This is a genomic window from Streptomyces sp. NPDC006997 (genome assembly GCF_040635175.1).
Taxonomy (GTDB): domain Bacteria; phylum Actinomycetota; class Actinomycetes; order Streptomycetales; family Streptomycetaceae; genus Streptomyces.
This window is the reverse complement of sequence record NZ_JBEYHH010000018.1, coordinates 12,743-33,946: the sequence shown is the minus strand read 5'-3', so window position 1 is coordinate 33,946 and position 21,204 is coordinate 12,743. Positions and strand designations below refer to the sequence as shown.

The 21,204-nt window shown below is 72.9% G+C and carries 18 protein-coding genes and 1 pseudogene; 7 read left to right on the top strand and 12 right to left on the bottom strand.

Going from position 1 to position 21,204, the window contains the following annotated elements:
- Positions 1-6 precede the first annotated feature (6 nt).
- Both ABZ659_RS19320 and pdhA (ABZ659_RS19315) read right to left on the bottom strand, forming a co-directional pair.
- Positions 7-987, bottom strand: coding sequence for an alpha-ketoacid dehydrogenase subunit beta (locus tag ABZ659_RS19320; RefSeq protein WP_360221092.1), 981 nt, complete (start codon positions 985-987; stop codon positions 7-9).
- 1 nt (position 988) lies between these two features.
- A complete protein-coding gene (gene pdhA / locus ABZ659_RS19315; protein WP_360221089.1) occupies positions 989-2,173 on the bottom strand; it encodes a pyruvate dehydrogenase (acetyl-transferring) E1 component subunit alpha in 1,185 nt (394 codons plus the stop codon).
- 500 nt (positions 2,174-2,673) lie between these two features.
- Here pdhA (ABZ659_RS19315) and ABZ659_RS19310 point away from each other — a divergent pair, with 500 nt between their 5' ends.
- Positions 2,674-3,690 carry a phosphotransferase gene (locus ABZ659_RS19310; protein ID WP_360221086.1) on the top strand — a complete coding sequence of 339 codons (1,017 nt, stop codon included), beginning with the start codon at positions 2,674-2,676 and terminating at the stop codon, positions 3,688-3,690.
- Between the two features lie 50 nt (positions 3,691-3,740).
- On the opposite strand, the gene ABZ659_RS19305 is transcribed toward ABZ659_RS19310, so the two are convergent.
- On the bottom strand, positions 3,741-5,330 hold the full coding sequence (locus ABZ659_RS19305) for a protein kinase (RefSeq protein ID WP_360221083.1): 1,590 nt from the start codon (positions 5,328-5,330) through the stop codon (positions 3,741-3,743).
- 381 nt (positions 5,331-5,711) lie between these two features.
- Here ABZ659_RS19305 and ABZ659_RS19300 point away from each other — a divergent pair, with 381 nt between their 5' ends.
- Positions 5,712-7,364, top strand: coding sequence for a protein kinase (locus ABZ659_RS19300; RefSeq protein WP_360221080.1), 1,653 nt, complete (start codon positions 5,712-5,714; stop codon positions 7,362-7,364).
- 57 nt (positions 7,365-7,421) lie between these two features.
- On the opposite strand, the gene ABZ659_RS19295 is transcribed toward ABZ659_RS19300, so the two are convergent.
- Positions 7,422-7,964, bottom strand: coding sequence for a bacterial proteasome activator family protein (locus tag ABZ659_RS19295; RefSeq protein ID WP_360221435.1), 543 nt, complete (start codon positions 7,962-7,964; stop codon positions 7,422-7,424).
- Positions 7,965-8,085: 121 nt separating this feature from the next.
- Complete coding sequence (locus ABZ659_RS19290) at positions 8,086-8,619, bottom strand: PadR family transcriptional regulator (protein ID WP_360221077.1); 534 nt, start codon at positions 8,617-8,619, stop codon at positions 8,086-8,088.
- Between the two features lie 122 nt (positions 8,620-8,741).
- On the opposite strand from ABZ659_RS19290, the gene ABZ659_RS19285 reads away from it, so the two are divergent.
- Positions 8,742-9,248 carry a hypothetical protein gene (locus tag ABZ659_RS19285; RefSeq protein ID WP_360221074.1) on the top strand — a complete coding sequence of 169 codons (507 nt, stop codon included), beginning with the start codon at positions 8,742-8,744 and terminating at the stop codon, positions 9,246-9,248.
- A 116-nt stretch (positions 9,249-9,364) separates the two neighbouring features.
- Here the strand turns inward: ABZ659_RS19285 and ABZ659_RS19280 are convergent, their stop codons facing one another.
- Positions 9,365-10,345: an NAD(P)H-quinone oxidoreductase gene (locus ABZ659_RS19280; RefSeq protein WP_360221071.1), complete on the bottom strand. Its 981-nt coding sequence runs from the start codon at positions 10,343-10,345 to the stop codon at positions 9,365-9,367.
- A gap of 158 nt (positions 10,346-10,503) precedes the next feature.
- Between ABZ659_RS19280 and ABZ659_RS19275 the strand changes: the two genes are divergently transcribed.
- Both ABZ659_RS19275 and ABZ659_RS19270 read left to right on the top strand, forming a co-directional pair.
- A complete protein-coding gene (locus tag ABZ659_RS19275; protein ID WP_360221068.1) occupies positions 10,504-11,520 on the top strand; it encodes an ATP-binding cassette domain-containing protein in 1,017 nt (338 codons plus the stop codon).
- On the top strand, positions 11,517-12,365 hold the full coding sequence (locus ABZ659_RS19270; RefSeq protein WP_360221065.1) for an ABC transporter permease: 849 nt from the start codon (positions 11,517-11,519) through the stop codon (positions 12,363-12,365). The genes ABZ659_RS19275 and ABZ659_RS19270 overlap by 4 nt, the downstream gene beginning before the upstream one ends.
- Before the next feature lie 21 nt (positions 12,366-12,386).
- Here ABZ659_RS19270 and ABZ659_RS19265 read toward each other — a convergent pair.
- Positions 12,387-13,061, bottom strand: a pseudogene (locus ABZ659_RS19265) (NAD(P)-binding protein); the annotation flags it as partial.
- Positions 13,062-13,205: 144 nt separating this feature from the next.
- Between ABZ659_RS19265 and ABZ659_RS19260 the strand changes: the two are divergent.
- On the top strand, positions 13,206-14,327 hold the full coding sequence (locus ABZ659_RS19260; protein ID WP_360221062.1) for a potassium channel family protein: 1,122 nt from the start codon (positions 13,206-13,208) through the stop codon (positions 14,325-14,327).
- 70 nt (positions 14,328-14,397) lie between these two features.
- Here the strand turns inward: ABZ659_RS19260 and ABZ659_RS19255 are convergent, their stop codons facing one another.
- The 5 genes from ABZ659_RS19255 to pdhA (ABZ659_RS19235) form a co-directional block, all read right to left on the bottom strand.
- A complete protein-coding gene (locus ABZ659_RS19255; RefSeq protein WP_360221059.1) occupies positions 14,398-15,765 on the bottom strand; it encodes a molybdopterin molybdotransferase MoeA in 1,368 nt (455 codons plus the stop codon).
- Positions 15,762-16,721 carry an NTP transferase domain-containing protein gene (locus ABZ659_RS19250; protein ID WP_360221056.1) on the bottom strand — a complete coding sequence of 320 codons (960 nt, stop codon included), beginning with the start codon at positions 16,719-16,721 and terminating at the stop codon, positions 15,762-15,764. Before ABZ659_RS19250 ends, ABZ659_RS19255 begins: the two co-directional genes overlap by 4 nt.
- 97 nt (positions 16,722-16,818) lie before the next feature.
- Positions 16,819-18,288, bottom strand: a complete 1,470-nt coding sequence (locus tag ABZ659_RS19245) for a dihydrolipoamide acetyltransferase family protein (RefSeq protein WP_360221053.1) — start codon at positions 18,286-18,288, stop codon at positions 16,819-16,821.
- Positions 18,288-19,292 (bottom strand): alpha-ketoacid dehydrogenase subunit beta, encoded by a 1,005-nt coding sequence (locus ABZ659_RS19240; protein ID WP_360221050.1) that lies wholly within the window; start codon positions 19,290-19,292, stop codon positions 18,288-18,290. The genes ABZ659_RS19245 and ABZ659_RS19240 overlap by 1 nt, the downstream gene beginning before the upstream one ends.
- Positions 19,292-20,437, bottom strand: coding sequence for a pyruvate dehydrogenase (acetyl-transferring) E1 component subunit alpha (gene pdhA / locus ABZ659_RS19235; protein WP_360221047.1), 1,146 nt, complete (start codon positions 20,435-20,437; stop codon positions 19,292-19,294). The genes ABZ659_RS19240 and pdhA (ABZ659_RS19235) overlap by 1 nt, the downstream gene beginning before the upstream one ends.
- A 175-nt stretch (positions 20,438-20,612) precedes the next feature.
- On the opposite strand from pdhA (ABZ659_RS19235), the gene ABZ659_RS19230 reads away from it, so the two are divergent.
- The gene (locus ABZ659_RS19230; RefSeq protein WP_360221044.1) at positions 20,613-21,110 is read left to right on the top strand and encodes an Lrp/AsnC family transcriptional regulator; all 498 of its coding nucleotides are present in this window, start codon (positions 20,613-20,615) and stop codon (positions 21,108-21,110) included.
- Positions 21,111-21,204: the final 94 nt, after the last annotated feature.

Genomic DNA, 21,204 nt, shown 5'->3' with positions numbered 1-21,204 from the left:
CTCTCCTCAGTACGCCAGGGCGCGGTCGACGGCGTCGAGTACCCGGTCCAGGCCCGGCAGGTACTCCTCCTCCAGGCGCGCGGGCGGGTACGGGGCGTGGTAGCCGCCGACCCGGAGCACCGGGGCCTCCAGGTGGTAGAAGCAGCGCTCGGTGATCCGGGCGGCGATCTCCGCGCCCGAACCGAAGAACACCGGGGCCTCGTGGACCACGACCAGGCGGCGGGTCTTCTCCACGGACGCCTGGACGGAGTCGAAGTCGAGCGGGGAGACCGAGCGCAGGTCGAGGACCTCCAGGGACCTGCCCTCCTCGGCCGCCGCGTCGGCGGCCTCCAGGCACGTCTTCACCATGGGGCCGTACGCGGCCAGGGTGAGGTCGGTGCCCTCGCGGACCACGCGCGCCTTGTGCAGCGGGCCGGGGATCGCCTCGGTGTTGACCTCGGCCTTGTCCCAGTACCGCCGCTTGGGCTCGAAGAAGATCACCGGGTCGTCGCTCTGGATGGCCTGCTGCATCATCCAGTACGCGTCGGAGGCGTTGGCCGGGCTGACCACCTTCAGGCCCGCGACGTGCGCGAACAGCGACTCCGGGGACTCCGAGTGGTGCTCGACCGCGCCGATGCCGCCGCCGTAGGGGATGCGCACGACGACGGGCATCTTGACCTTGCCCAGCGAGCGGGCGTGCATCTTCGCGAGCTGGGTGACGATCTGGTCGTACGCTGGGAAGACGAAGCCGTCGAACTGGATCTCGACGACCGGCCGGTAGCCGCGCAGCGCGAGGCCGATGGCCGTGCCGACGATGCCGGACTCGGCGAGCGGGGTGTCGATGACACGGCTCTCGCCGAAGTCCTTCTGGAGGCCGTCGGTGACGCGGAAGACGCCGCCGAGCTTGCCGACGTCCTCACCCATGACCAGGACCTTGGGGTCGGAGTCCAGGGCGCGGCGCAGCGACTCGTTGATCGCCTTGGCCATGGCCATCTTCTCTGCCGCCATGTCAGACCCCCTGTCCCTCGGCGTCCGCGAACGACGCCTGGTAGGCGGCGAACTGGGCGCGCTCCTCGTCGACGAGCGCGTGCCCGTCCGCGTAGACGTTCTCGAAGATGGCGAAGTGGCCCGGGTCCGGCATGGCGCGGACCGCTTCGCGCACTCGTTTGCCCAACGCCTCGCTCTCGGCCTCCAGTTCCGCGAAGAATCCCTCGTCCGCGTGGTTTGAGGTCTCCAGGTAGCGGCGGAGTCGCAGGATCGGGTCCTTCGCCTCCCAGGCGAGGCGCTCCTCGTCCCCGCGGTAGCGGGTGGGGTCGTCGGAGGTGGTGTGGGCGCCCATGCGGTACGTGAACGCCTCGACCAGCGTCGGGCCCTCGCCGCCGCGGGCGCGCTCCAGCGCCCACTTCGTCACGGCGAGGCAGGCCAGCACGTCGTTGCCGTCCACCCGGACGCCGGGGAAGCCGAAGCCCTGCGCGCGCTGGTAGAGCGGGACGCGGGTCTGCTTCTCGGTGGGCTCGGAGATCGCCCACTGGTTGTTCTGGCAGAAGAACACCACGGGGGCGTTGTAGACCGCGGAGAAGGTGAAGGACTCCGCCACGTCGCCCTGGCTGGAGGCGCCGTCGCCGAAGTAGGCGATCACCGCGCTGTCCGCGCCGTCCTTGGCGATGCCCATGGCGTAGCCGGTGGCGTGCAGCGTCTGGGAGCCGATGACGATCGTGTACAGGTGGAAGTTGTTGCTGTTCGGGTCCCAGCCGCCGTGGTTCACGCCGCGGAACATGCCGAGCAGGTTGGTCGGGTCGACCCCGCGGCACCAGGCGACGCCGTGCTCGCGGTAGGTCGGGAAGACGTAGTCGTCGCCGCGCAGGGCCCGGCCGGAGCCGATCTGGGCGGCCTCCTGGCCGAGCAGCGAGGCCCACAGGCCCAGCTCGCCCTGGCGCTGGAGCGCGGTCGCCTCGGCGTCGAAACGGCGGGTGAGGACCATGTCGCGGTACAGACCGCGCAGCTCCTCGGCGGTGATGCCGGCGACGTACTTGTCGTACTCGGCGTTCTTGACGCGTTTGCCCTCGGGCGTCAGCAGCTGCACCAGTTGGGTCTCGCCGCCGGGCGCCTTCCTTGTCGTCGTGCGCTTACCGGCCGTGCTCTTGCCACCGGCGCTGCTTCGCGGCTTGCGCGCTGCAGTGCTCTCCACGGTCACGTGTGCTCCTCCGTCGGTCCGGCCCCGGGTTCGCCGGGTGCCTGGGGGTCCCCCCTGCTCCGATGGGAGCGTGAGGGAGCGGCTCACCGTGCTTCCGACTAGACGCGCACGGGGTGGGTGCGGCTCGGTCGGGAACAGGCGTGACAGGTGCCCCGGCGAGCGCCCTGCAGAAAGCACGTTACCCAGTGCCGCACATTTCTGTGAAACCCCATCTGACCTGCGTTTTTGCTTGGATTTCCAAGTAAATCCGGAGGACGGGGCACAGCCGCTGGTCACAGCCTTGCAGAGGGCCGGAACAACGGCACGTTAACCCGGTGACCGAGGTCTCGTGAAGAGTTAGCCGCCACCGAAAAATCAAGCCGATCGGCTGTACTGAATGGAGCGGCACCACCTGTGACCGAAAGTGACCGACTGTGGCTTTCTGTGATTAGCCCCAGCTCAGCGGCGCTTCTTCGTGCCCTAGCATCTGCCGCGTGTCGCGCCCGTGTGTACCACCCCTCATGCCCCACGCGCCCCCACTGGGCGCCCTGCTCCGCCAGTACGCCGCCGGTTCCGCACTCGCCTGCGAACCCGTCGACCAGGGGCTGCTGAACCGCGGCTACCGGCTCCGCACGACCCGCGGCCGCTACTTCCTCAAACACCACTTCGACCCCGAGACGGCCGACCCCGCCGCCCTGGAACGCCGCCACCGCGCCACCGCGCGCCTCGCCGGCCTGGGCGTCCCGGTGGCCCCGCCGCTGGCCGCGCGGGACGGCCGCACCGTCGCCGTCGTCGGCGGCCACGCCTACGCCCTGCACCCGTGGATCGACGGCCGCCACCGGCACGGCGGCCAGCTCACCGCCGGGCAGTGCGCCCGGCTGGGGGCGCTCCTGGGCGCCGTACACGCGGGCCTGGAAGAGGTCATGCCGCCCAAGCGGCGCACCCGCCCCGCCACGAGCCCGCACCCCGTGCGCAGCGCCGACCCGGCCGACACCTTCGCGCTGATCGACGACCTGCTCGCGCGGGTGCGCCGCCACCGCCCCGCCGACTCCTTCGACGCACTCGCCCGGCACCGGCTCCTGGAACGCCGCGCCCTGCTGGAGCGGCACGCGGACCGGCGTCCCCCGCGCGGGGGCTCGGTGGGCTGGGTGCACGGCGACTTCCACCCGTTCAACCTGCTGTACCGGGGCGACGCCCCGGCCGCGATCGTCGACTGGGACCGGCTCGGCGTACAGCCCCGCGCGGAGGAAGCCGTACGCGCCGCCGCGATCTTCTTCGTACGGCCCGACGGCAGGCTCGACCTGCCGAAGGCGAGCGCCTACGCGCGCGCGTACCGGCGTGCCGCGCAGGCGACGCCGTCACAGCTCGCGGCGGCCGTGCACCGGGTGTGGTGGGAGCGGCTCAATGACTTCTGGATGCTGCGCTGGCACTACGAGCGCGGCGACACCCGCGCGGACCCGCAGTTCCCGGCCGCCTCCGCGCTGGCGGTGTGGTGGACCCGCGCGTACGACGCGGTGTGCGACGCGTTCGTGGACTGAGCGGAGTGGGTGGAGTGAGCGGAGCTGGCCGCCCTCGCCGGTACCGGTGCTCAGCGGCCGGTGGTGCCGAGGGCGCCGTCCAGGGCGCCGGTGCCGCCCTCCTCGCCGCCCGTCGCCTCGCCGGTCGGCTCGCCGTCCGTCGGCTCGGTGTCGGTCGGCTCGCCACCGGTGGTCTCGGTCTCGGTGGGCTGCGTGTTCGACGGCTGGACGTCCGTCGGCTCGTCGGACGGCGTCGGCGTCGGCGTCCACGACGGCGTCGGCGTCGGCGTGTAGTCCCAGTCGCCGCCGGTGCCCGTGCCGTCCTCCGTACCGGTCTCCGTCTCCTCCTCGGTGGCGTCCTCGGTCGGCGTCGGACTGGCCTCGTCCTTGGTGGCGGACTCCGAGGTGGTGGGCGACTCGGTGGTGCCGGGGCCGCCCTTCTCGCCGTTGCCGTTGTTCAGGGCCAGCGCCACCCCGGCGGCGATGGCGATCACCGCGAGGACGGCGAGGATCCACAGCTTGCCGCGCCCGCTGCCCCGGTTGCCCTGGCCCTCGAAGCCGCCGTCGTCACCGCCGCCGTACCCGGCGGGCAGGATCGGCTGCGGGATCTGGGTGGTGCCGGAGGCGTCGGGGTGCGGCATGACGGAGGTGCCCGCCATCCCCATCACGGCGGTGCCGCGGCTGTCGTGCCCGGCCACCGGGCCGGTGTTCCAGGTGCCGGTGTGGCCGCCCTGGTCGTACAGCATCTGGAGGCCGTACTGGACCAGGCCGCGCATCTCCTCGGCGGTCTGGAAGCGGTCGTCGGGCTCCTTGGCGAGCGAGCGCATCACCAGTCCGTCCAGCTCCGGCGGCACGGCGTCGGAGACCTCGGACGGCGGCGTGGGGATGTCCTGGACGTGCTGGTAGACCACCGACAGCGGGGTCTCGCCGACGAACGGCGGGCGCAGCGCGAGGAGTTCGTAGAGCAGGCAGCCCGTCGCGTACAGGTCGGAGCGGTGGTCGACGGCCTTGCCGAGCGCCTGCTCGGGGGAGAGGTACTGCGGGGTGCCCATGACCATGCCGGTCTGCGTCATCGTCGTGGACGCGCCGTGCAGGGCGCGCGCGATGCCGAAGTCCATCACCTTCACGGCGCCGTTGTGCGTGATGATCACGTTGGCGGGCTTGATGTCGCGGTGCACGATGCCGTGCTGGTGCGAGTAGGCGAGCGCCTCCAGCACCCCCGAGACGATGATCAGGGCCTGCTCCGGACCGGGTGCCTCGGCGTTGAGCAGCAGGTCGCGGATGGTGCGGCCCTCGACGATCTCCATCACGATGTACGGCACCGACTGGCCGCCGACCGCGTCCTCGCCGGAGTCGTACACGGCGACGATGGAGTGGTGGTTGAGCCCGGCGACCGACTGTGCCTCGCGCGTGAAGCGGGCCTTGGAGACCGGGTCCTCGGCGAGGTCGGCGCGCAGCAGCTTCACCGCCACGGTACGGCCGAGGCGTACGTCCTCGGCCGCGAACACCTCGGCCATGCCGCCCCGGCCGAGCCTGCGGGTCAACCGGTACCGGCCGTCCCCGACAAGCCCTCCGTTGCCCCAGGTCTCCGGCGCGTCCGAGATGCCGCCGCCAGTCGCCTCGGGGTCGGACGGGCCCTGAGCGCGCTGCTGCTGTGCCATCAGTCCTCGCCGTCGTTTCTGCCCGCGGTGCGCGCGGTGTTGTTACGGTCTCCGTCGGCCACGCTACAGCCTCCGCGCCAACCGCCTGTCCGCAACGGGCGCCGGGGACGGCACCAGACGGACCGGCCATCAAAGCGCGCTGACGCGACCCGGTGCAAATCCTGTGTACCGGGCGTAGGCCCGCTGTAACGCTTCCGCGACGCTTCTTTCGCGTACGGTCACGGAACGGGCACCGAGCTTGACGTGTCAGTGGCCTGGGGCAGACTTGGCCGGTAATAGACACTTTGGATCACGACAGGTCCAGGCAGATCGAGACAGTGGCCGGGCGGTGGGCCGGAGGACAGTCGGCGGCGCCACGGGCTGTATGGGGGACGCGGAGAGATGAGCCAGGACGGCGCGCACAACCAGTACGCGGGGCGGGCGATCGCGGGGGGCCGCTATCAGCTGCGTGACCTGCTCGGCCAGGGCGGCATGGCCTCCGTGCACCTCGCCTACGACTCCGTCCTCGACCGCCAGGTCGCGATCAAGACACTCCACACCGAGCTGGGCCGCGAGCAGGCGTTCCGCGAGCGGTTCCGCCGCGAGGCCCAGGCCGTTGCCAAGCTCACCCACACCAACATCGTCTCCGTCTTCGACACCGGCGAGGACGACGTCGACGGCATGACCACGCCGTACATCGTCATGGAGTACGTCGAGGGCCGCCCCCTCGGCTCGGTCCTCGACCAGGACGTCCAGCAGTACGGCGCGATGCCCGCCGACAAGGCCCTGAAGATCACCGCGGACGTCCTCGCCGCGCTGGAGATCAGCCACGAGGCGGGCCTGGTCCACCGCGACATCAAGCCGGGCAACGTGATGATGACCAAGCGCGGGGTGGTCAAGGTCATGGACTTCGGCATCGCCCGCGCCATGCAGTCCGGCGTGACGTCGATGACGCAGACCGGCATGGTCGTCGGCACCCCGCAGTACCTCTCCCCCGAGCAGGCGCTCGGCCGCGGCGTGGACGCCCGCTCCGACCTGTACTCGGTCGGCATCATGCTGTTCCAACTGGTCACCGGGCGGCTGCCGTTCGACGCGGACTCGCCGCTGGCCATCGCGTACGCGCATGTGCAGGAGGAGCCGGTCGCGCCGTCCTCCGTCAACCGCTCGCTGCCGCCGGCCGTGGACGCGCTGGTGGCCCGCGCGCTGAAGAAGAACCCGAACGAACGGTTCCCGACCGCCGACGCGATGCGCGAGGAGTGCCTGCGCGTGGCGTCCTCCTTCCACGCCGCCGCGCCGAACATCGTGGCCGGCGCCCCGACGTCCAGCGGCTCGGGCGTCGGCTCCGCGGTGTTCCCGCCGGTCGACCAGTCCACCCCGGCGCCCCAGGGCGGCGTCCAGACGCCGTACCAGCCGACGCCGCAGCCGAACCCGTACAACACCCCGCACCCGTCGGCGCCCTCCCCGGCCTACGGCTATCCGCAGCAGGGCGGCTACCAGACCCCGGCACCGTCGGCGTACGCCCCGCAGGGTCCGTCGACGCCGCCGCCGTACAACCTCGCCCCGCAGCAGCCCGCGGCCCCCTCGGGGCGCGGCGGCCGCAACAAGCCGGTGGTCGTCGGCTCCATCGTGGTCTCCCTGCTGGCGGTCGGCGGCCTGATCACCGCGCTGCTGATGAACGGCGGGGGCGACGACGACGGCGGCAAGGCCCAGGGCACGGACGCCAGCGCCTCGGCGTCGGCCTCCGAGACGCAGGCGGCGGGGTACCGCGGGCCGGACACCTCGAAGAAGATCGACAAGACGGAGTGCACGGAGCCGCAGGAGTCGTACAACGACCCGGAGCAGATCCAGCTCCCGGACTTCCGGTACAAGTACATCGGCTCGGTCAAGGAGTGCGCGCAGGCGGCGGGCTGGCAGCTCGACCTCAAGGACGTCGACGAGAACACCTACGGGGAGGGGACGGTGATGAACCAGTTCCCGTCCGCGGGTACGGACGTCGACCCCGAGGACATGCCCGAGATCGAGCTGAGGGTCTCCACGGGCAACCCGGCGTCCTGACCCGGCATGAGAAAGGGGCCCGGCATCCGGGATGCCGGGCCCGTTGTCGTCCTCGGGTTACAGGTACGGTCCGCCCGTGCGGCCCCCCGGGCCCTGGTGGTCGTCCATCTCCGGTGCGGCGCCCGGCGGCAGCGCCCGGCGCATCTGCTCCAGCTGGGCCCTGGCCGCCATCTGCTGGGCGAACAGGGTGGTCTGGATGCCGTGGAACAGGCCCTCCAGCCAGCCGACCAACTGGGCCTGGGCGATCCGCAGCTCCGCGTCGCTCGGGGTGCCCTCGTCGGTGAACGGCAGGGACAGCCGCTCCAGCTCCTCCACCAACTGCGGCGCCAGACCGTCCTCCAGCTCCCTCACCGAGCTGGCGTGGATCTCCTTGAGCCGGACGCGGCTGGCCTCGTCGAGGGGAGCCGCGCGCACCTCCTCAAGCAGCTGCTTGATCATGCTGCCGATCCGCATGACCTTGGCGGGCTGCTCCACCTGGTCCGTCACCGGAGTCTCCTGGGAATCGTCGTCCCCGCCACCGCCGAGTGCCATGCCGTCCTGGCCCACGACCAGGATCCGCTGGGCGTTCTCCGGCGACCTCTCGTTCCTCGGCATCTCCATGCCGTCATTCTCTCGCACGCCCCCACCTCATCACCGTGGTGCCCCCCCGTGACGGCTGTTCCACCGTTTACGTGGGGGGACTTCGTGTCAGGTCACCGACCGCCCGGCCGCGCGTCCCGTGTCACGCCCGCCGCAGCAGCCGCGTCTCACAGTGGTCCAGCCAGCGCAGTTCCGCCTCCGCGTGGCAGACGCGCTGCTCCAGCACCAGCAGCCGGGCCACGGCCTCCGGGTTCCCGGACTCCGCCACCGCAAGCGCCCGCGCGCGTTCCCCCAGACACGCCTGGAGCGCCCCGGCCACGTGCCGCCGCTGCGTCCGCACGATCTGGCGTACGTCGACGCCGGGCGTCCCGGCCGCCATCACCAGCTTGATCGCCAGTTCGTCGCGGGGCGGGGTGGCCCGCTGCACGGGGCGCGTGTACCAGGCCCGCAGTTCGGCGCGGCCCGCGTCGGTCAGCGCGTACCGCACCCGCCGGGCCTCGTCCACGCCCTTCTGGACGACCATGCCGTCCCGTTCCAGACGGCCGAGGGTCGTGTAGACCTGCCCGATGTTCAGCGGCCAGCTCTCCGCCGTACGCGTCTCGAACTCCGTGCGCAGCTGTGAGCCGTAGCGGGGGCCGGGCTCCAGGAGGGCCAGCAGGCCGTGTCGAATCGACATAGGCGGATTGTGCAGCGGGGTCGGCCCATCGGCGGAGTCCGGAATGCCGTGGTTGCTGGTGGATGTGAAGGTTATGGGGTCCGACTACTGCAGAAATACGGTTCCGGGAGGGGGTCACGGGTGTGACTCCATGGCTGCGTCTGCTGCGGTGGGGGTGGGTGCTGGCCGCTGTGACGGTGGTGGGCTGCGGGGGCGGGGTGCGGTACGGGGCCGGGTCGTCGTACGCCGGTCCCGCCGCGGTCTTCCCGTCCAGGGCGCCGTCCATCGGTCCCGCCGCGGTCTCCCCGTCCGGAGCGCCGTCCGCCGGTGCCTCGCCGTCCGTGTCCGGAGGTGAGCGTCGGCGGGCCGGGAGTCCGGCCGGGGAGGGGCGGGTGCGGCCCGGTCGGCCGGTGGAGCCGGGGGCCGAGGTGCCGTCCACGGCACCCGCCGCCACCGCCGCGACCAGGCCAGCGGACGCTCAGACCGCCGGGTCCGCGCCCTCCGTACCGGCCGGGGAGCCCGTACGGCAGGCGGGCGGGGGCGCCGAGCCCGTGCTGCGGATCCTGCCGCTGGGCGGCGGGCTGGTCCTCATCGGGCTCGGTCTCGGGCTCGCCTTCGTGGGGCTGCGGGTGCGGCGCGGCGCCGGATGACCCGGAGGGCGGGTCCCGCGGGGTCCGTGCAACGCCGGATGACCCGGAGGGCGGGTCCCGCGGGGTCCGTGCAACGCCGGATGACCCGGGGGGCGGGGGTGGGTCCCGCGCGTCGTTCAGCCCGTGACCAGCAGGATCTTGCCCACGTGGCCGCTCTCCTCCAGCAGGCGGTGCGCCTCGGCCGCCTCCCGCATCGGCAGCTCACGGTCGACGACCGGACGGACGTGGCCGCCCGACAGCAGCGGCCACACGTGCTCGCGTACGGCCGCGACGATCGCCGCCTTCTCGCTGAGCGGGCGGGCCCGCAGCGAGGTCGCGCTGATCGCGGCGCGCTTGGCCAGCAGCGCGCCGATGTTCAGCTCGCCCTTGACGCCGCCCTGCATCCCGATGATCGCCAGCCGCCCGTTCACGGCGAGCGCCTTGACGTTGCGGTCGAGGTACTTGGCGCCCATGTTGTCGAGGATCACGTCGGCGCCCGCGCCGCCGGTGGCCTCCCTGACCTCGGCGACGAAGTCCTGCTCCCGGTAGTTGACCAGGATGTCGGCGCCCAGCTCGGCGCAGCGCTCCAGCTTCTCCTTGCTGCCCGCGGTGACGGCGACCTTGGCGCCGACAGCCTTGGCGAGCTGGATGGCCATGGTGCCGATGCCGCTGGAGCCGCCGTGCACGAGCAGGGTCTCGCCGGGGCGCAGGTGGGCCACCATGAAGACGTTCGACCAGACCGTGCAGGTCACCTCGGGCAGCGCCGCGGCCTCGGTGAGGCCGACGCCCTCGGGGAGCGGCAGCAGCTGACCCGCCGGTACGGCGACCTTCTCGGCGTACCCGCCGCCGGACAACAGCGCGCACACCTCGTCACCGACCGACCAGCCGCCGACGCCCGGCCCGATCTCGGCGATCCGGCCGGAACACTCCAGGCCGGGGTAGCGGGAGGCGCCCGGCGGGGGCTCGTAGAAGCCCTGCCGCTGCAGGACGTCGGCCCGGTTGACGGCGCTCGCCGCCACCTCGACCAGGACCTCGCCCTCGCCGGGCACCGGGTCGGGGACCGCGTCCCACACCAGCGCCTCGGGTCCTCCAGGTTCGGGAATCGTGATCGCATCCATGCGAGGGACGCTACCCCGCGGTCCCGCGACCGGTCCGCTTCCGGCGTTCCCGGCCGCGTGGGCGGATCCGTCGAAAAACCCGGTGCGGCACCGATGAGTTCGCGGGACCGTAAAGGTCTCCCCATGCGTAACCCAAGTATGTGGAAGGACACCCCACCATGAGCGAGCCAAGCTCTGGCCTGGCCATCGAGACGACGGGCCTGGTCAAGACCTTCGGTGAGACCCGGGCCGTGGACGGCGTCGACCTGGCGGTGCCGACCGGCACGGTCTACGGCGTCCTCGGCCCCAACGGCGCCGGGAAGACGACCACCGTCAAGATGCTCGCCACCCTTCTGCGGCCCGACGGCGGAGAGGCCCGCGTCTTCGGCCGGGACGTCGTGCGCGACGCCGACGAGGTCCGCGGCCGGGTCAGCCTCACCGGGCAGTACGCCTCCGTCGACGAGGACCTGACCGGCACCGAGAACCTGGTCCTGCTGGGCCGTCTCCTCGGGCACGGCAAGACGGCCTCCCGGGACCGCAGCGCGCAGCTGCTGTCGGCGTTCGGGCTGACCTCGGCGGCCGGGAAGCAGGTCAAGCACTACTCGGGCGGTATGCGGCGCCGCATCGACATCGCCGCGTCCATCCTGAACACGCCCGACCTGCTGTTCCTGGACGAGCCGACCACGGGCCTCGACCCGCGCAGCCGCAACCAGGTGTGGGACATCGTGCGCGCGGTCGTCGCCCAGGGCACCACCGTGCTGCTGACCACGCAGTACCTGGACGAGGCGGACCAGCTCGCGTCGCGGATCGCGGTCATCGACCGCGGCAAGGTGATCGCCGAGGGCACGAAGGGCGAGCTGAAGGCGTCCGTGGGCGCCGGGTCCGTGCATCTGCGGCTGCGGGACGCGGCCCAGCGCCCGCAGGCCGAGCAGGTGCTGCGGCTGACGCTCGACGCCGACGTGCAGCTGGAGCCCGATCCGGTGGCGCTGACCGCCCGGGTGGGCGCCGGGGCCGCGGACGGCCAGGGCGCCGCCGAGCAGGCGGCGCGGGCGCTGGCGGAGCTGGCCCGCGGCGGGATCACCGTCGACAACTTCTCGCTGGGACAGCCCAGCCTGGACGAGGTGTTCCTCGCCCTCACCGGTCATGACACGAACGTCGACGCCACCGACGGCACGGAAAGCGAGGCGGCGGCATGAGCACCGCGACCACCACGGAGACCAAGGACCTCGCGCCGGTCAGCGCCGAGTCGCTCGCCGAACTGCTCGTCGGCCGGGAACGGCCGCCGCGGCCCAGCGCCTGGTCGGCGTCGCTGACCTTCGGCTGGCGGGCCATCCTGAAGATCAAGCACGTGCCGGAACAGCTCTTCGACGTCACCGCCTTCCCGATCATGATGGTGCTGATGTACACGTACCTGTTCGGCGGGGCGCTGGCCGGTTCGCCGAAGGAGTACATCCAGTTCCTGCTGCCGGGCATCCTGGTGATGTCGGTGGTGATGATCACGATGTACACCGGGGTCTCGGTCAACACGGACATCGAGAAGGGCGTCTTCGACCGGTTCCGCACCCTGCCGATCTGGCGGCCGTCGGTGATGGTCGGCTATCTGCTGGGCGACGCCCTGCGCTACTCCATCGCCTCCGTGGTGATGCTGACGGTCGGCATGATCCTCGGCTACCGCCCGGACGGCGGCGTCGGCGGCGTGGTCACCGGGATAGCGCTGCTGGTCGTCTTCTCCTTCGCGTTCTCCTGGATCTGGACGATGTTCGGGCTGCTGCTGCGCACCGAGAAGTCGGTGATGGGCGTCAGCATGATGGTGATCTTCCCGCTCACCTTCCTGTCCAACGTCTTCGTCGACCCGCGGACCATGCCCGGCTGGCTCCAGGCGTTCGTCAACAACAGCCCGGTCACCCATGTGGCCAGCGCCGTGCGCGGGTTGATGGCGGGCGACTGGCCCGCCGACGAGGTCGCCTGGTCCCTGGGCTGGGCAGCCCTGTTCGTGCTGGTCTTCGGCCCGGTCACGATGCGGCTCTACAACCGCAAGTAGCGTCGCGAGCGCCCGCCGCCCTCAGTCGTACGGACCGCGCCCGGCAGCCTCCGGCGGGGTCCGTACGACGATGATCAACCGGTCCGTCAGCTCAAGCCGCCCGATCGCCGGATCGTCGTAGCCGAGCACCCGGTGTCCGCGGACGACGCTCACCACCATGTCGCCGGTCTCCCTCGGACTCAGCCCCGTCTCGGCCCGGGTGACCGGCCGTTCGACCATGTCGAGCCCGCTGCCGCGCCGGATCAGGTCCTCCATCACCAGCCCGGCCGCGGGGCTGAGCACGGACAGCCCGAGCAGCCGCCCGGCCGCTCCGGAGCTGGTGACGACCTCGTCGGCGCCGGACTGCCTCAGCAGCGGTGCGTTCTCCTCCTCCCGCACCGCGGCCACGATCTTCGCGCCGCTGTTGACCTGCCGGGCCGTCAGCGCCACCAGGACGGCGGTGTCGTCCCGCCCCGTGGCGATCACGATCCGCCCGGCCCGCTGTACCTCGGCCTGCCGCAGCACGTCGCTGCGCGTCCCGTCCCCGACCACGCCCGAGAAGCCCTCGGCCTGCGCGGCGTCGACCACCTTGGCGGCGGTGTCGATGACGGCGACCTGGTCCTTCCGCAGCCCGGCCGCGCAGACGGCCCGGATCGTGGCCCGTCCCTTGGTTCCGAAGCCCACGACAACGGTGTGGTCACGCACGGGAGTTCTCCAGCCTGGTCGGAGGGTCGGGCCCTGGGCAACGCGAAGCGAAGGACACCGATCAGTCACATCGAGTATCGCGGCGGGAATCACGGCGATCAGTCAGGGACCATAGTGCCCACAGTCCGGACCAGCACCGCATCGCAGGGGGCCCGTGTGCACGGCGACGAGCAATCACCTTCCCGCCCGGGGAGGCTGTCCATCCTCCGCTCCCTCTGGTTCCGTTCGCACCGTGAGGCCCGCGACGACGCCGAGGCGGGCCGCTCCATCAACATGCCCACCCAGACCGTCCTGCCGCCCCTCCAGCAGGTGCTGCGGCGACTGGCCATGGCCCTGCTGGTACTGGTCTTCACCACCCTGATCGTCTACTTCGACCGCGCCGACTACAACGACAACGTGGACGGCGCCGTCGACTTCCTGGACGCCGCCTACTACGCCACCGTCACCCTCTCCACCACCGGGTACGGCGACATCACCCCGGCCGGTGACGCCGCCCGGCTCACCAACATCCTCGTCATCACACCGCTGCGTGTGCTGTTCCTGATCATCTTGGTCGGCACCACCCTGGAAGTGCTCACCGAGCGCACCCGCCAGCAGGTCCGCATCCACCGCTGGCGGCACCGCACCCGCGACCATGTGGTGGTCATCGGCTACGGCACCAAGGGACGGCACGCCGTGCAGACCCTCCGGGCCCAGGGCGTCACCCGGGACCGGATCGTCATCGTGGACGCCCAGGCCAAGAACGCCGAGGCGGCCGGGGACGACGGTCTGGTCGCGGTGCTGGGGGATGCCACCCGGTCCGAGACCCTGCTGAAGGCGGAGGTCCAGCGCGCCGCCCAGGTGATCGTCGCCCCGCAGCGCGACGAGGCGGCCACCCTCATCACCCTCACCGCACGCCAGCTCAACCGGCGCGCGACGATCGTCGCCGCGGTCCGGGAGGACGAGAACGTGCCACTGCTGCGGCAGAGCGGCGCGGACACCGTGGTGACCAGCTCCAGTTCCGCCGGACGGCTCCTCGGGATGTCCCTGGTCAGCCCGCCGGTGGCCCGGACCCTGGATGACCTGATGACCATCGGCAGCGGGCTCGACCTGATCGAGCGGCCGGTGACCGCGCAGGAGGTGGGCCGTCCGCCCCGAGAGTCCGCGGAACTGGTCCTGGCCGTGGTACGCGACCGTGACGTGCTGGACTTCGCCGATCCCCGGCTGGAGGAACTACGGGTGGGGGACCGGGTGGTCACCGTCGCCCGGGCGACTCCGCGAGGCCATGGCGAGGAGTGAACTGGCGGTGGGAGGAGGCTGTTTCACGTGAAACACCCACTGCCGCGACACTTCGACCCGTTTCAGCGTTTCACGTGAAACACACGCTGATGCCGGAGGTCGCCCACGGCAGATCGAGGATCTCCACCGCCTGACCCGCTCGTGCCCCACCGGGCGGTACGACGGCCAGCGCATCGGCCGCCGCGACACCGCGCAGCATCGCCGGACCGTTGTAGTGCAGCGGAGCGGCACGGTCCCCGCGCAACACGACCGGGACCAGCCGGGTGTCGTACGGGTGCCCGTGCACCGCCTCCGTCAGCGGCAGCGCGTACGGCTCCACGGCGGGGCGGGCGGCGAGGGTGCGCAGCAGCGGCTCGGCGAGGGTCAGCAGTCCGGAGACGGCGGCGAGCGGGTTGCCGGGCAGGCCGACGAGGTGCTGGTTCTCCTTGGTGCGGGCCAGCAGCATGGGGTGGCCGGGGCGCACCTGGACGCCGTTCACCAGCAGCTCCGCGGTGACGCGGCGCAGGGTGGGGTGGACATGGTCCACGGGGCCCGCGGCGGTGCCGCCGGTGGTGACGATCAGATCGGCGGTGCTGCCCGCGACCGCCTGGTACAGCGCCTCCGCGTCATCGCCGAGACGTCGTACGGAGGTCACCTCGGCGCCGAGCGCGCGCAGCCAGGGCGGCAGCAGCGGGCCGAGGGCGTCCCGGATGAGGCCGTCGTGCGGCAGGCCCTCGGTGAGCAGTTCATCGCCGAGGACGAGGACTTCGGCGCGGGGGCGGGGGACCGCGGTGAGGGTGTCGTACCCGGCGGCTGCGGCGAGGCCGAGCACGGCCGGGGTGACGAGGGCGCCGACCGGCAGCAACTGGTCGCCGCTGCGGCACTCCTGGCCGCGCGGGCGGATGTCCTGGCCGTGGCCGACCTCGCCATGGGTGGGGTACAGCCGCCCCTTGTCGTCCATACGGCCGTGCTCGCTGCGCAGGACGGCGGTGGTGTCGGCGGGGACCCGGGCGCCGGTGGCGATCCGGACCGCCGCACCGTCGGCGAGCGGCTCGGGCTCCGCGTGCCCGGCCAGCAGACCGTCCTCGCGGAGGTCCCAGGGGCCCGGGCCCGCGACCGCCCAGCCGTCCATCGCGGAGGAGTCGAAGGACGGCAGGTCGGTGAGGGCGGTGAGCGGGGCGGCCAGGGTGAGGCCGAGCGCGGAGTCGAGGGTCACCGAGACCAGTTCCCGGCGCGCTCCGGCGCGCCGCCCGGCCCGCTCGGCGACGGCCCGGGCGTCGGGCCAGGGGGTGGCCTTGTGGCGGGGGGTGTCGGGAGCCGGTCTCGGTGACGGCTCCTCGCGCGGGTGAGGCTGCGGAGTCGGGCGGTGCTCGTGCTCCGGCCGTTTCACCAGGGCGAGCGCCTCCTCGACGTCGAGGTCGTCGGCGTCCTGCTCGGACCGCACGCCGTGCGCGGTCATCCGGCGTCCGGCCGGGTGTCCGGGGTGGCGTCGGGGGCCACGTCGGGCTCGCCCGGGGACGGGGCGCCGGTGGTCTCGTCGGACCAGCGCAGGGCGAGGGCGGAGGCCTTGCGGGCGATCTCGGCGACGGCGTCGGGGCTGCCGGTGGCCGACGCGGCGGCGTAGCCGACCAGGAAGGTGGTCAGCGGTGCCGCGGGCCGGGCCACGTTGTGGGCGGCGTCCCGGGCCAGGTCGAGCAGGACGCCGGTGTCGACGTCGAGTTCGATGCCCAGCTCGTCCTTGACTGCGGAAATCCATTCATCCAACACGTGCCCATGCTCCCTGATGCGTGCCCTCGCGGAGGCGATGTCGTCCCAGGTGTCGCAGTCGAAGGCCGCGACGGGGTCCGGGACCCGGGTGAGGTCGAGACCGGCGGTCAGCAGCCGCAGCGGCAGCCCCGTGAGGCCGCCCCGCTCCGCGGTGAGCGCCGCCAGCCCCCGGCGCAGCGCCGCGGTCCGGTACGCCGCCACCAGGGGTTGCTCCCGGCCGTCGGCGTCGGTGAGCTGCGCGCCCTCCACGCCGCCGGTCCGCAGGGCGTCCAGCAGCCGTCGTACGGTCCCGGCGCCGAGGAACGGCAGGTCGGCCGAGACCAGCAGGACCTGCTCCGCGGTGCTGTGCCGCAGCCCGGCGTCGAGGGCGGCGAGCGGTCCGCCGCCGGGCGGGTCCTCCCGCGCCCACAGCACCGGCCGCGCGGTCGGGCGGGCCTCGGCGACGACGACCGTGCGCCGGGCGTCGGCGCAGGCCGCCAGCACCCGGTCGAGCAGGGTCCGTCCGCCGACCCGCACGCCCGGTTTGTCGGCGCCGCCGAGCCGCCGTGCGCCACCACCGGCGAGCACGACGGCGTCGTAGGCAGCGACGGCGTCGTAGGCAGCGGCGCCCTCGTCGGCCGGGCGCGCGGAGGGCTCGGTTCTGGTCATCCCCCGAGTATGCGGTCCCGGGGGATCACGGGGAACGTGGGCGGAGGGCCTCATCAGCAGGGCCATAGGGCCCAAGGGGACGCGGGGGTCCAAAGGATCACAGGGTGCGCAGCAGCACCGCCGGTTGTTCGACGCAGTCGGCGACGTAGCGCAGGAAGCCGCCCGCCGTGCCGCCGTCGCACACCCGGTGGTCGAAGGTGAGCGAGAGCTGCACCACCTGCCGCACCGCCAGCTCGCCCTCGTGTACCCAGGGCTTGGGGACGATCCGGCCGACGCCGAGCATGGCCGCCTCGGGGTGGTTGATGATCGGGGTGGAGCCGTCGACGCCGAACACGCCGTAGTTGTTCAGCGTGAACGTGCCGCCGGTCAGCTCGGCCGGCGTCAGCGCCCCCGCGTGGGCCGCCTCGGTCAGCCGGGCGAACTCCGCGGTCAGCGACTCGGCGTCCCGCGTGTGCGCGTCCCGGACGACCGGCACGACCAGGCCGCGTCCGGTCTGCGCCGCGAAGCCCAGGTGCACCCGGTCCAGCTGGACGACCTCCCTGGCCGCGGTGTCCACCGTGGAGTTCAGCTCGGGGAACCGGGCGAGGGCGGCGGTGCAGATCCTGGCCAGCAGCGCGAGGAGGGAGATCTTCGGACCGCCGGACGCGTTCATCGCGGCGCGGGCCCGCATCAGCTCCGTGGCGTCGGCGTCCACCCAGCAGGTCGCGTCCGGGATCTCACGGCGGCTGCGGGACAGCTTGTCGGCGACGGCGCCGCGGACGCCCTTGAGGGGGAGACGGGTCTCGCCGGGGGCGGTGGGCGCCGAGGCCGGTGCCGTAACCGCTTCGGGGCGCGGCTCGGTGAGGGTGGACGTGGCCGGTCGGCCCTGTGCCGCCGCCGCGCGCAGCGCGTACTCGACGTCCGCGCGCAGGATCAGCCCGTCGGGCCCGGAGCCGGTCAGCTCCCGCAGGTCCAGGCCGTTCTCCCGGGCGAGCCGCCGCACCAGGGGCGAGATCACCGGGACGGGGCCGTCACCCCGGTGGCCGTTGGTCAGCCCGGAGGCGGGCGCGGTGCGGTCCGGTCCGGGAGCCGTCGCCGCGGCGTCGGGGCCGACGGAGGCGAGGGCGGCAGCCGGTGTGGGCCCCGCCGGACGCAGCCGCCTGCGGCGCGCCGGAGCCGCCCCGGTGCCGTACCCGACGAGGACGTTGCCCGAGGCCTCGCCCCGCGCGGGACCCGTGTCCGGGCGGGGCGATGCACCGGCGTCGGTGGCGGTGGGCGCCGCGGCTTCCCGGGCGCCGCCCGCCTCCGTACCGTCGGTGGCGGGCGTGGCCCCCACCGCGACCGTCAGCAGCGGGGCGCCGACGGGCAGCTCGGTACCCTCCTCGCCGAATCGGGCGGTGACCACGCCGCCGTAGGGGCAGGGCACCTCGACCATCGCCTTGGCCGTCTCGACCTCGACGACCGGCTGGTCGACGACGACGAGGTCCCCGACCTCGACGAGCCAACGCACGATTTCCGCTTCGGTGAGCCCCTCGCCGAGGTCGGGCAGCTTGAACTCCAGGCTGTGCATGTCAGAAGCGCGTGCCATCAGCTCTCGGCCTCCCATTGCAGACGCGCCACCGCGTCCAGGATGCGGTCGACGCCGGGCAGGTGGTGCCGCTCCAGCATCGGCGGCGGGTACGGGATGTCGAACCCGGCCACGCGCAGCACCGGCGCCTCCAGGTGGTGGAAGCAGCGCTCCGTGACCCGGGCCGCGATCTCCCCTCCCGGGCCGCCGAACCCGCCCGACTCGTGTACGACGACCGCTCGCCCGGTCCGCCGTACCGAGGCACAGACCGTCTCGTCGTCGAACGGCACCAGCGAGCGCAGGTCGACGACCTCCAGGTCCCACCCCTCGGCCCGTGCCGCCTCGGCGGCTTCGAGGCAGACGGGTACGGACGGCCCGTACGTGATGAGCGTGGCGCTCCGGCCGGAGCGCCGCACCACCGCGCGGCCTATCGGTTCAACGGTCGCCGGGTCCTCGGGGTTCCAGGAGTCCTTCGACCAGTACAGCCGCTTGGGCTCCAGGAAGACCACCGGGTCGTCGGAGGCGATCGCGGCGCGCAGCAGGCCGTAGGCGTCGGCGACGGTCGCGGGCGTGACGACGTGGAGCCCCGGAGTCGCCATGTAGTACGCCTCGGAGGAGTCGCTGTGGTGTTCCACGCCGCCGATGCCCCCGCCGTAGGGGACGCGGACGGTGATCGGCAGCGGCATCGCGCCGCGGGTGCGGTTGCGCATCCGGGAGACATGGCTGACCAGCTGTTCGAACGCCGGGTAGGCGAAGGCGTCGAACTGCATCTCCACGACCGGCCGCAGCCCGTACATGGCCATGCCGACGGCGGTGCCGAGGATGCCCGCCTCGGCGAGCGGGGTGTCGGTGCAGCGGTCCTCGCCGAACTCCTTGGCGAGCCCGTCGGTGACGCGGAAGACGCCGCCGAGGGTGCCGACGTCCTCACCGAGGACGTGCACGGCCGGGTCGGCGGCCATGGCGTCGCGCATCGCGCGCGTGAGGGCCTGCGCCATGGTGGCGGGCTTCACGGCGACGGTGGTCATCAACGGGTCCCTTCCTGCTCGGCGTCCGACTCCGCGTCCAGTTCGGCGCGCAGCTGTGCCCGCTGTTCGCGCAGTTGCGGGGTGGGTTCGGCGTAGACGTGGGCGAAGAGGTCCGCGGGGTCGAGGGCCGGGTCCTGGTTCATCCGGGCGCGCAGGTCGGCGGCGAGGGTCTCGGCGTCCTCGCGGGCGGCCCGGACGCCGTCCTCGTCGAGGAGGCCGCGCTCGGTCAGCTCGCGCTCCAGCAGCAGGATCGGGTCGTGGTCGCGCCAGGCCGCCACCTCGTCGTCGGCGCGGTAGCGCTTGTCGTCGTCGGCGTTGGTGTGCGCCTCCACGCGGTACGTCACCGCCTCGACGAGGGTGGGGCCGCCGCCCGCGCGCGCGTGCCGTACGGCGTCGCTGAGGACCTCGTGGACGGCGGCGGCGTCGTTGCCGTCGACCAGGCGGCCCGGGATGCCGTACCCGACGGCCTTGTGGGCCAGGGACGGGGCGGCGGTCTGCTTGTCGAGCGGCACGGAGATCGCGAAGCCGTTGTTCTGGACCAGGAAGACGACCGGCGCCTGCCACACGGCGGCGAAGTTCAGCGCCTCGTGGAAGTCGCCCTCGCTGGTGCCGCCGTCGCCGACCATGGCGAGCGCGACCACGTCGTCGCCCTTGAGCCGGGCGGCGTGCGCGAGCCCGACGGCGTGCGGGAGCTGGGTGGCGAGGGGCGTGGACAGCGGGGCGACCCGGTGCTCGTACGGGTCGTAGCCGGTGTGCCAGTCGCCGCGCAGCAGGGTGAGCGCCTCGACGGGGTCGACGCCGCGGGCGACGACGGCGAGGGTGTCACGGTAGCTGGGGAAGAGCCAGTCGCGGTCCTCCAGGGCGAGCGCGGCGGCGACCTCGCAGGCCTCCTGCCCGGTGCTGGAGGGGTAGACGGCAAGGCGGCCCTGCTTGGTGAGCGCGGTGGCCTGCGCGTTGTAGCGGCGCCCGCGCACCAGCTCGGCGTACAGGCGGCGCAGCAGGCCGGGGTCGGCCGTGGCCGCGGCGTCGGTGCCGAGGACGCGGTGGGGCTCCGCGTCGGGCAGCAACGGCGCGGGGTCGGTGCGGGGCTGCCAGGCGGGCGGCGGCGACGGCCGATACGCGCCACGCTGCTCCATGACCGTCATGACGGCACCTCCTCGTGGGAGCGGCTGGAAGAGACGCGTCGGGTGTGATGCGCCTCACCTACCGATTGTTCGGTCGCCGGCACATTTTGGCTACAGGCGGCCCGGGGCTGTGGACAAACGGTTCTCCACAACCTGTGATGGACGCAGTACGTCCATGGCAGGGAGGCGGGGGGACATGGCATCTGAACAAATGGCCGACGGCTCGGAGGCTGGCGGTCCGCCGCCGCCCCGCCCACTGGACGCCGTCGACGAGGACATCCTGCGGATGCTCCAGGCGGACGGCCGGGCCTCGATACGGTCGGTCGCCGAGCGGGTGCACGTCTCGCGCGCCAACGCCTACGCGCGGATCAACCGGCTGGTGGAGGACGGCGTGATCCGCGGCTTCGGGGCGCGCGTCGACCATGAACGCGCCGGGCAGGGGACGTCGGCGTACATCACCCTGAAGATCGTCCAGAACTCCTGGCGCACGGTCCGCGAGCAGCTCCGCCAGCTGCCCGGTGCGTCGCACATCGCCCTGGTGGGCGGGGATTTCGACGTCCTGCTGCTGGTCCACACCCCGGACAACCGCGCCCTGCGCGAGCTGGTCCTCACCCGTCTCCAGGCGATCCCCGAGGTGCTCAGCACCCGCACGCTGCTCGTCTTCGAGGAGGAGGACCTGGAACCCCAGGGGTGAGGTCAGGCCCCGCCGTCCCAAGCCCCGCCGCCCTCAGACCCGCGTCCCCAGCCCCGCCGCCCTCAGACCCACGTCCCCAGCCCTGCCGCGGCCC

Bases quoted from the DNA above. Each gene is read 5' to 3' on its own strand.
- ABZ659_RS19295 (WP_360221435.1), bottom strand. From the start codon at position 7,964: ATGGAGATGCCGAGGAACGAGAGGTCGCCGGAGAACGCCCAGCGGATC.
- ABZ659_RS19290 (WP_360221077.1), bottom strand. From the start codon at position 8,619: ATGTCGATTCGACACGGCCTGCTGGCCCTCCTGGAGCCCGGCCCCCGC.
- ABZ659_RS19230 (WP_360221044.1), top strand. From the start codon at position 20,613: ATGGCATCTGAACAAATGGCCGACGGCTCGGAGGCTGGCGGTCCGCCG.
- ABZ659_RS19280 (WP_360221071.1), bottom strand. From the start codon at position 10,345: ATGGATGCGATCACGATTCCCGAACCTGGAGGACCCGAGGCGCTGGTG.
- ABZ659_RS19255 (WP_360221059.1), bottom strand. From the start codon at position 15,765: ATGACCGCGCACGGCGTGCGGTCCGAGCAGGACGCCGACGACCTCGAC.
- ABZ659_RS19305 (WP_360221083.1), bottom strand. From the start codon at position 5,330: ATGGCACAGCAGCAGCGCGCTCAGGGCCCGTCCGACCCCGAGGCGACT.
- ABZ659_RS19245 (WP_360221053.1), bottom strand. From the start codon at position 18,288: ATGGCACGCGCTTCTGACATGCACAGCCTGGAGTTCAAGCTGCCCGAC.
- ABZ659_RS19270 (WP_360221065.1), top strand. From the start codon at position 11,517: ATGAGCACCGCGACCACCACGGAGACCAAGGACCTCGCGCCGGTCAGC.
- ABZ659_RS19310 (WP_360221086.1), top strand. From the start codon at position 2,674: ATGCCCCACGCGCCCCCACTGGGCGCCCTGCTCCGCCAGTACGCCGCC.
- ABZ659_RS19275 (WP_360221068.1), top strand. From the start codon at position 10,504: ATGAGCGAGCCAAGCTCTGGCCTGGCCATCGAGACGACGGGCCTGGTC.
- ABZ659_RS19320 (WP_360221092.1), bottom strand. From the start codon at position 987: ATGGCGGCAGAGAAGATGGCCATGGCCAAGGCGATCAACGAGTCGCTG.
- ABZ659_RS19300 (WP_360221080.1), top strand. From the start codon at position 5,712: ATGAGCCAGGACGGCGCGCACAACCAGTACGCGGGGCGGGCGATCGCG.
- pdhA (WP_360221047.1), bottom strand. From the start codon at position 20,437: ATGACGGTCATGGAGCAGCGTGGCGCGTATCGGCCGTCGCCGCCGCCC.
- ABZ659_RS19240 (WP_360221050.1), bottom strand. From the start codon at position 19,292: ATGACCACCGTCGCCGTGAAGCCCGCCACCATGGCGCAGGCCCTCACG.
- ABZ659_RS19250 (WP_360221056.1), bottom strand. From the start codon at position 16,721: ATGACCAGAACCGAGCCCTCCGCGCGCCCGGCCGACGAGGGCGCCGCT.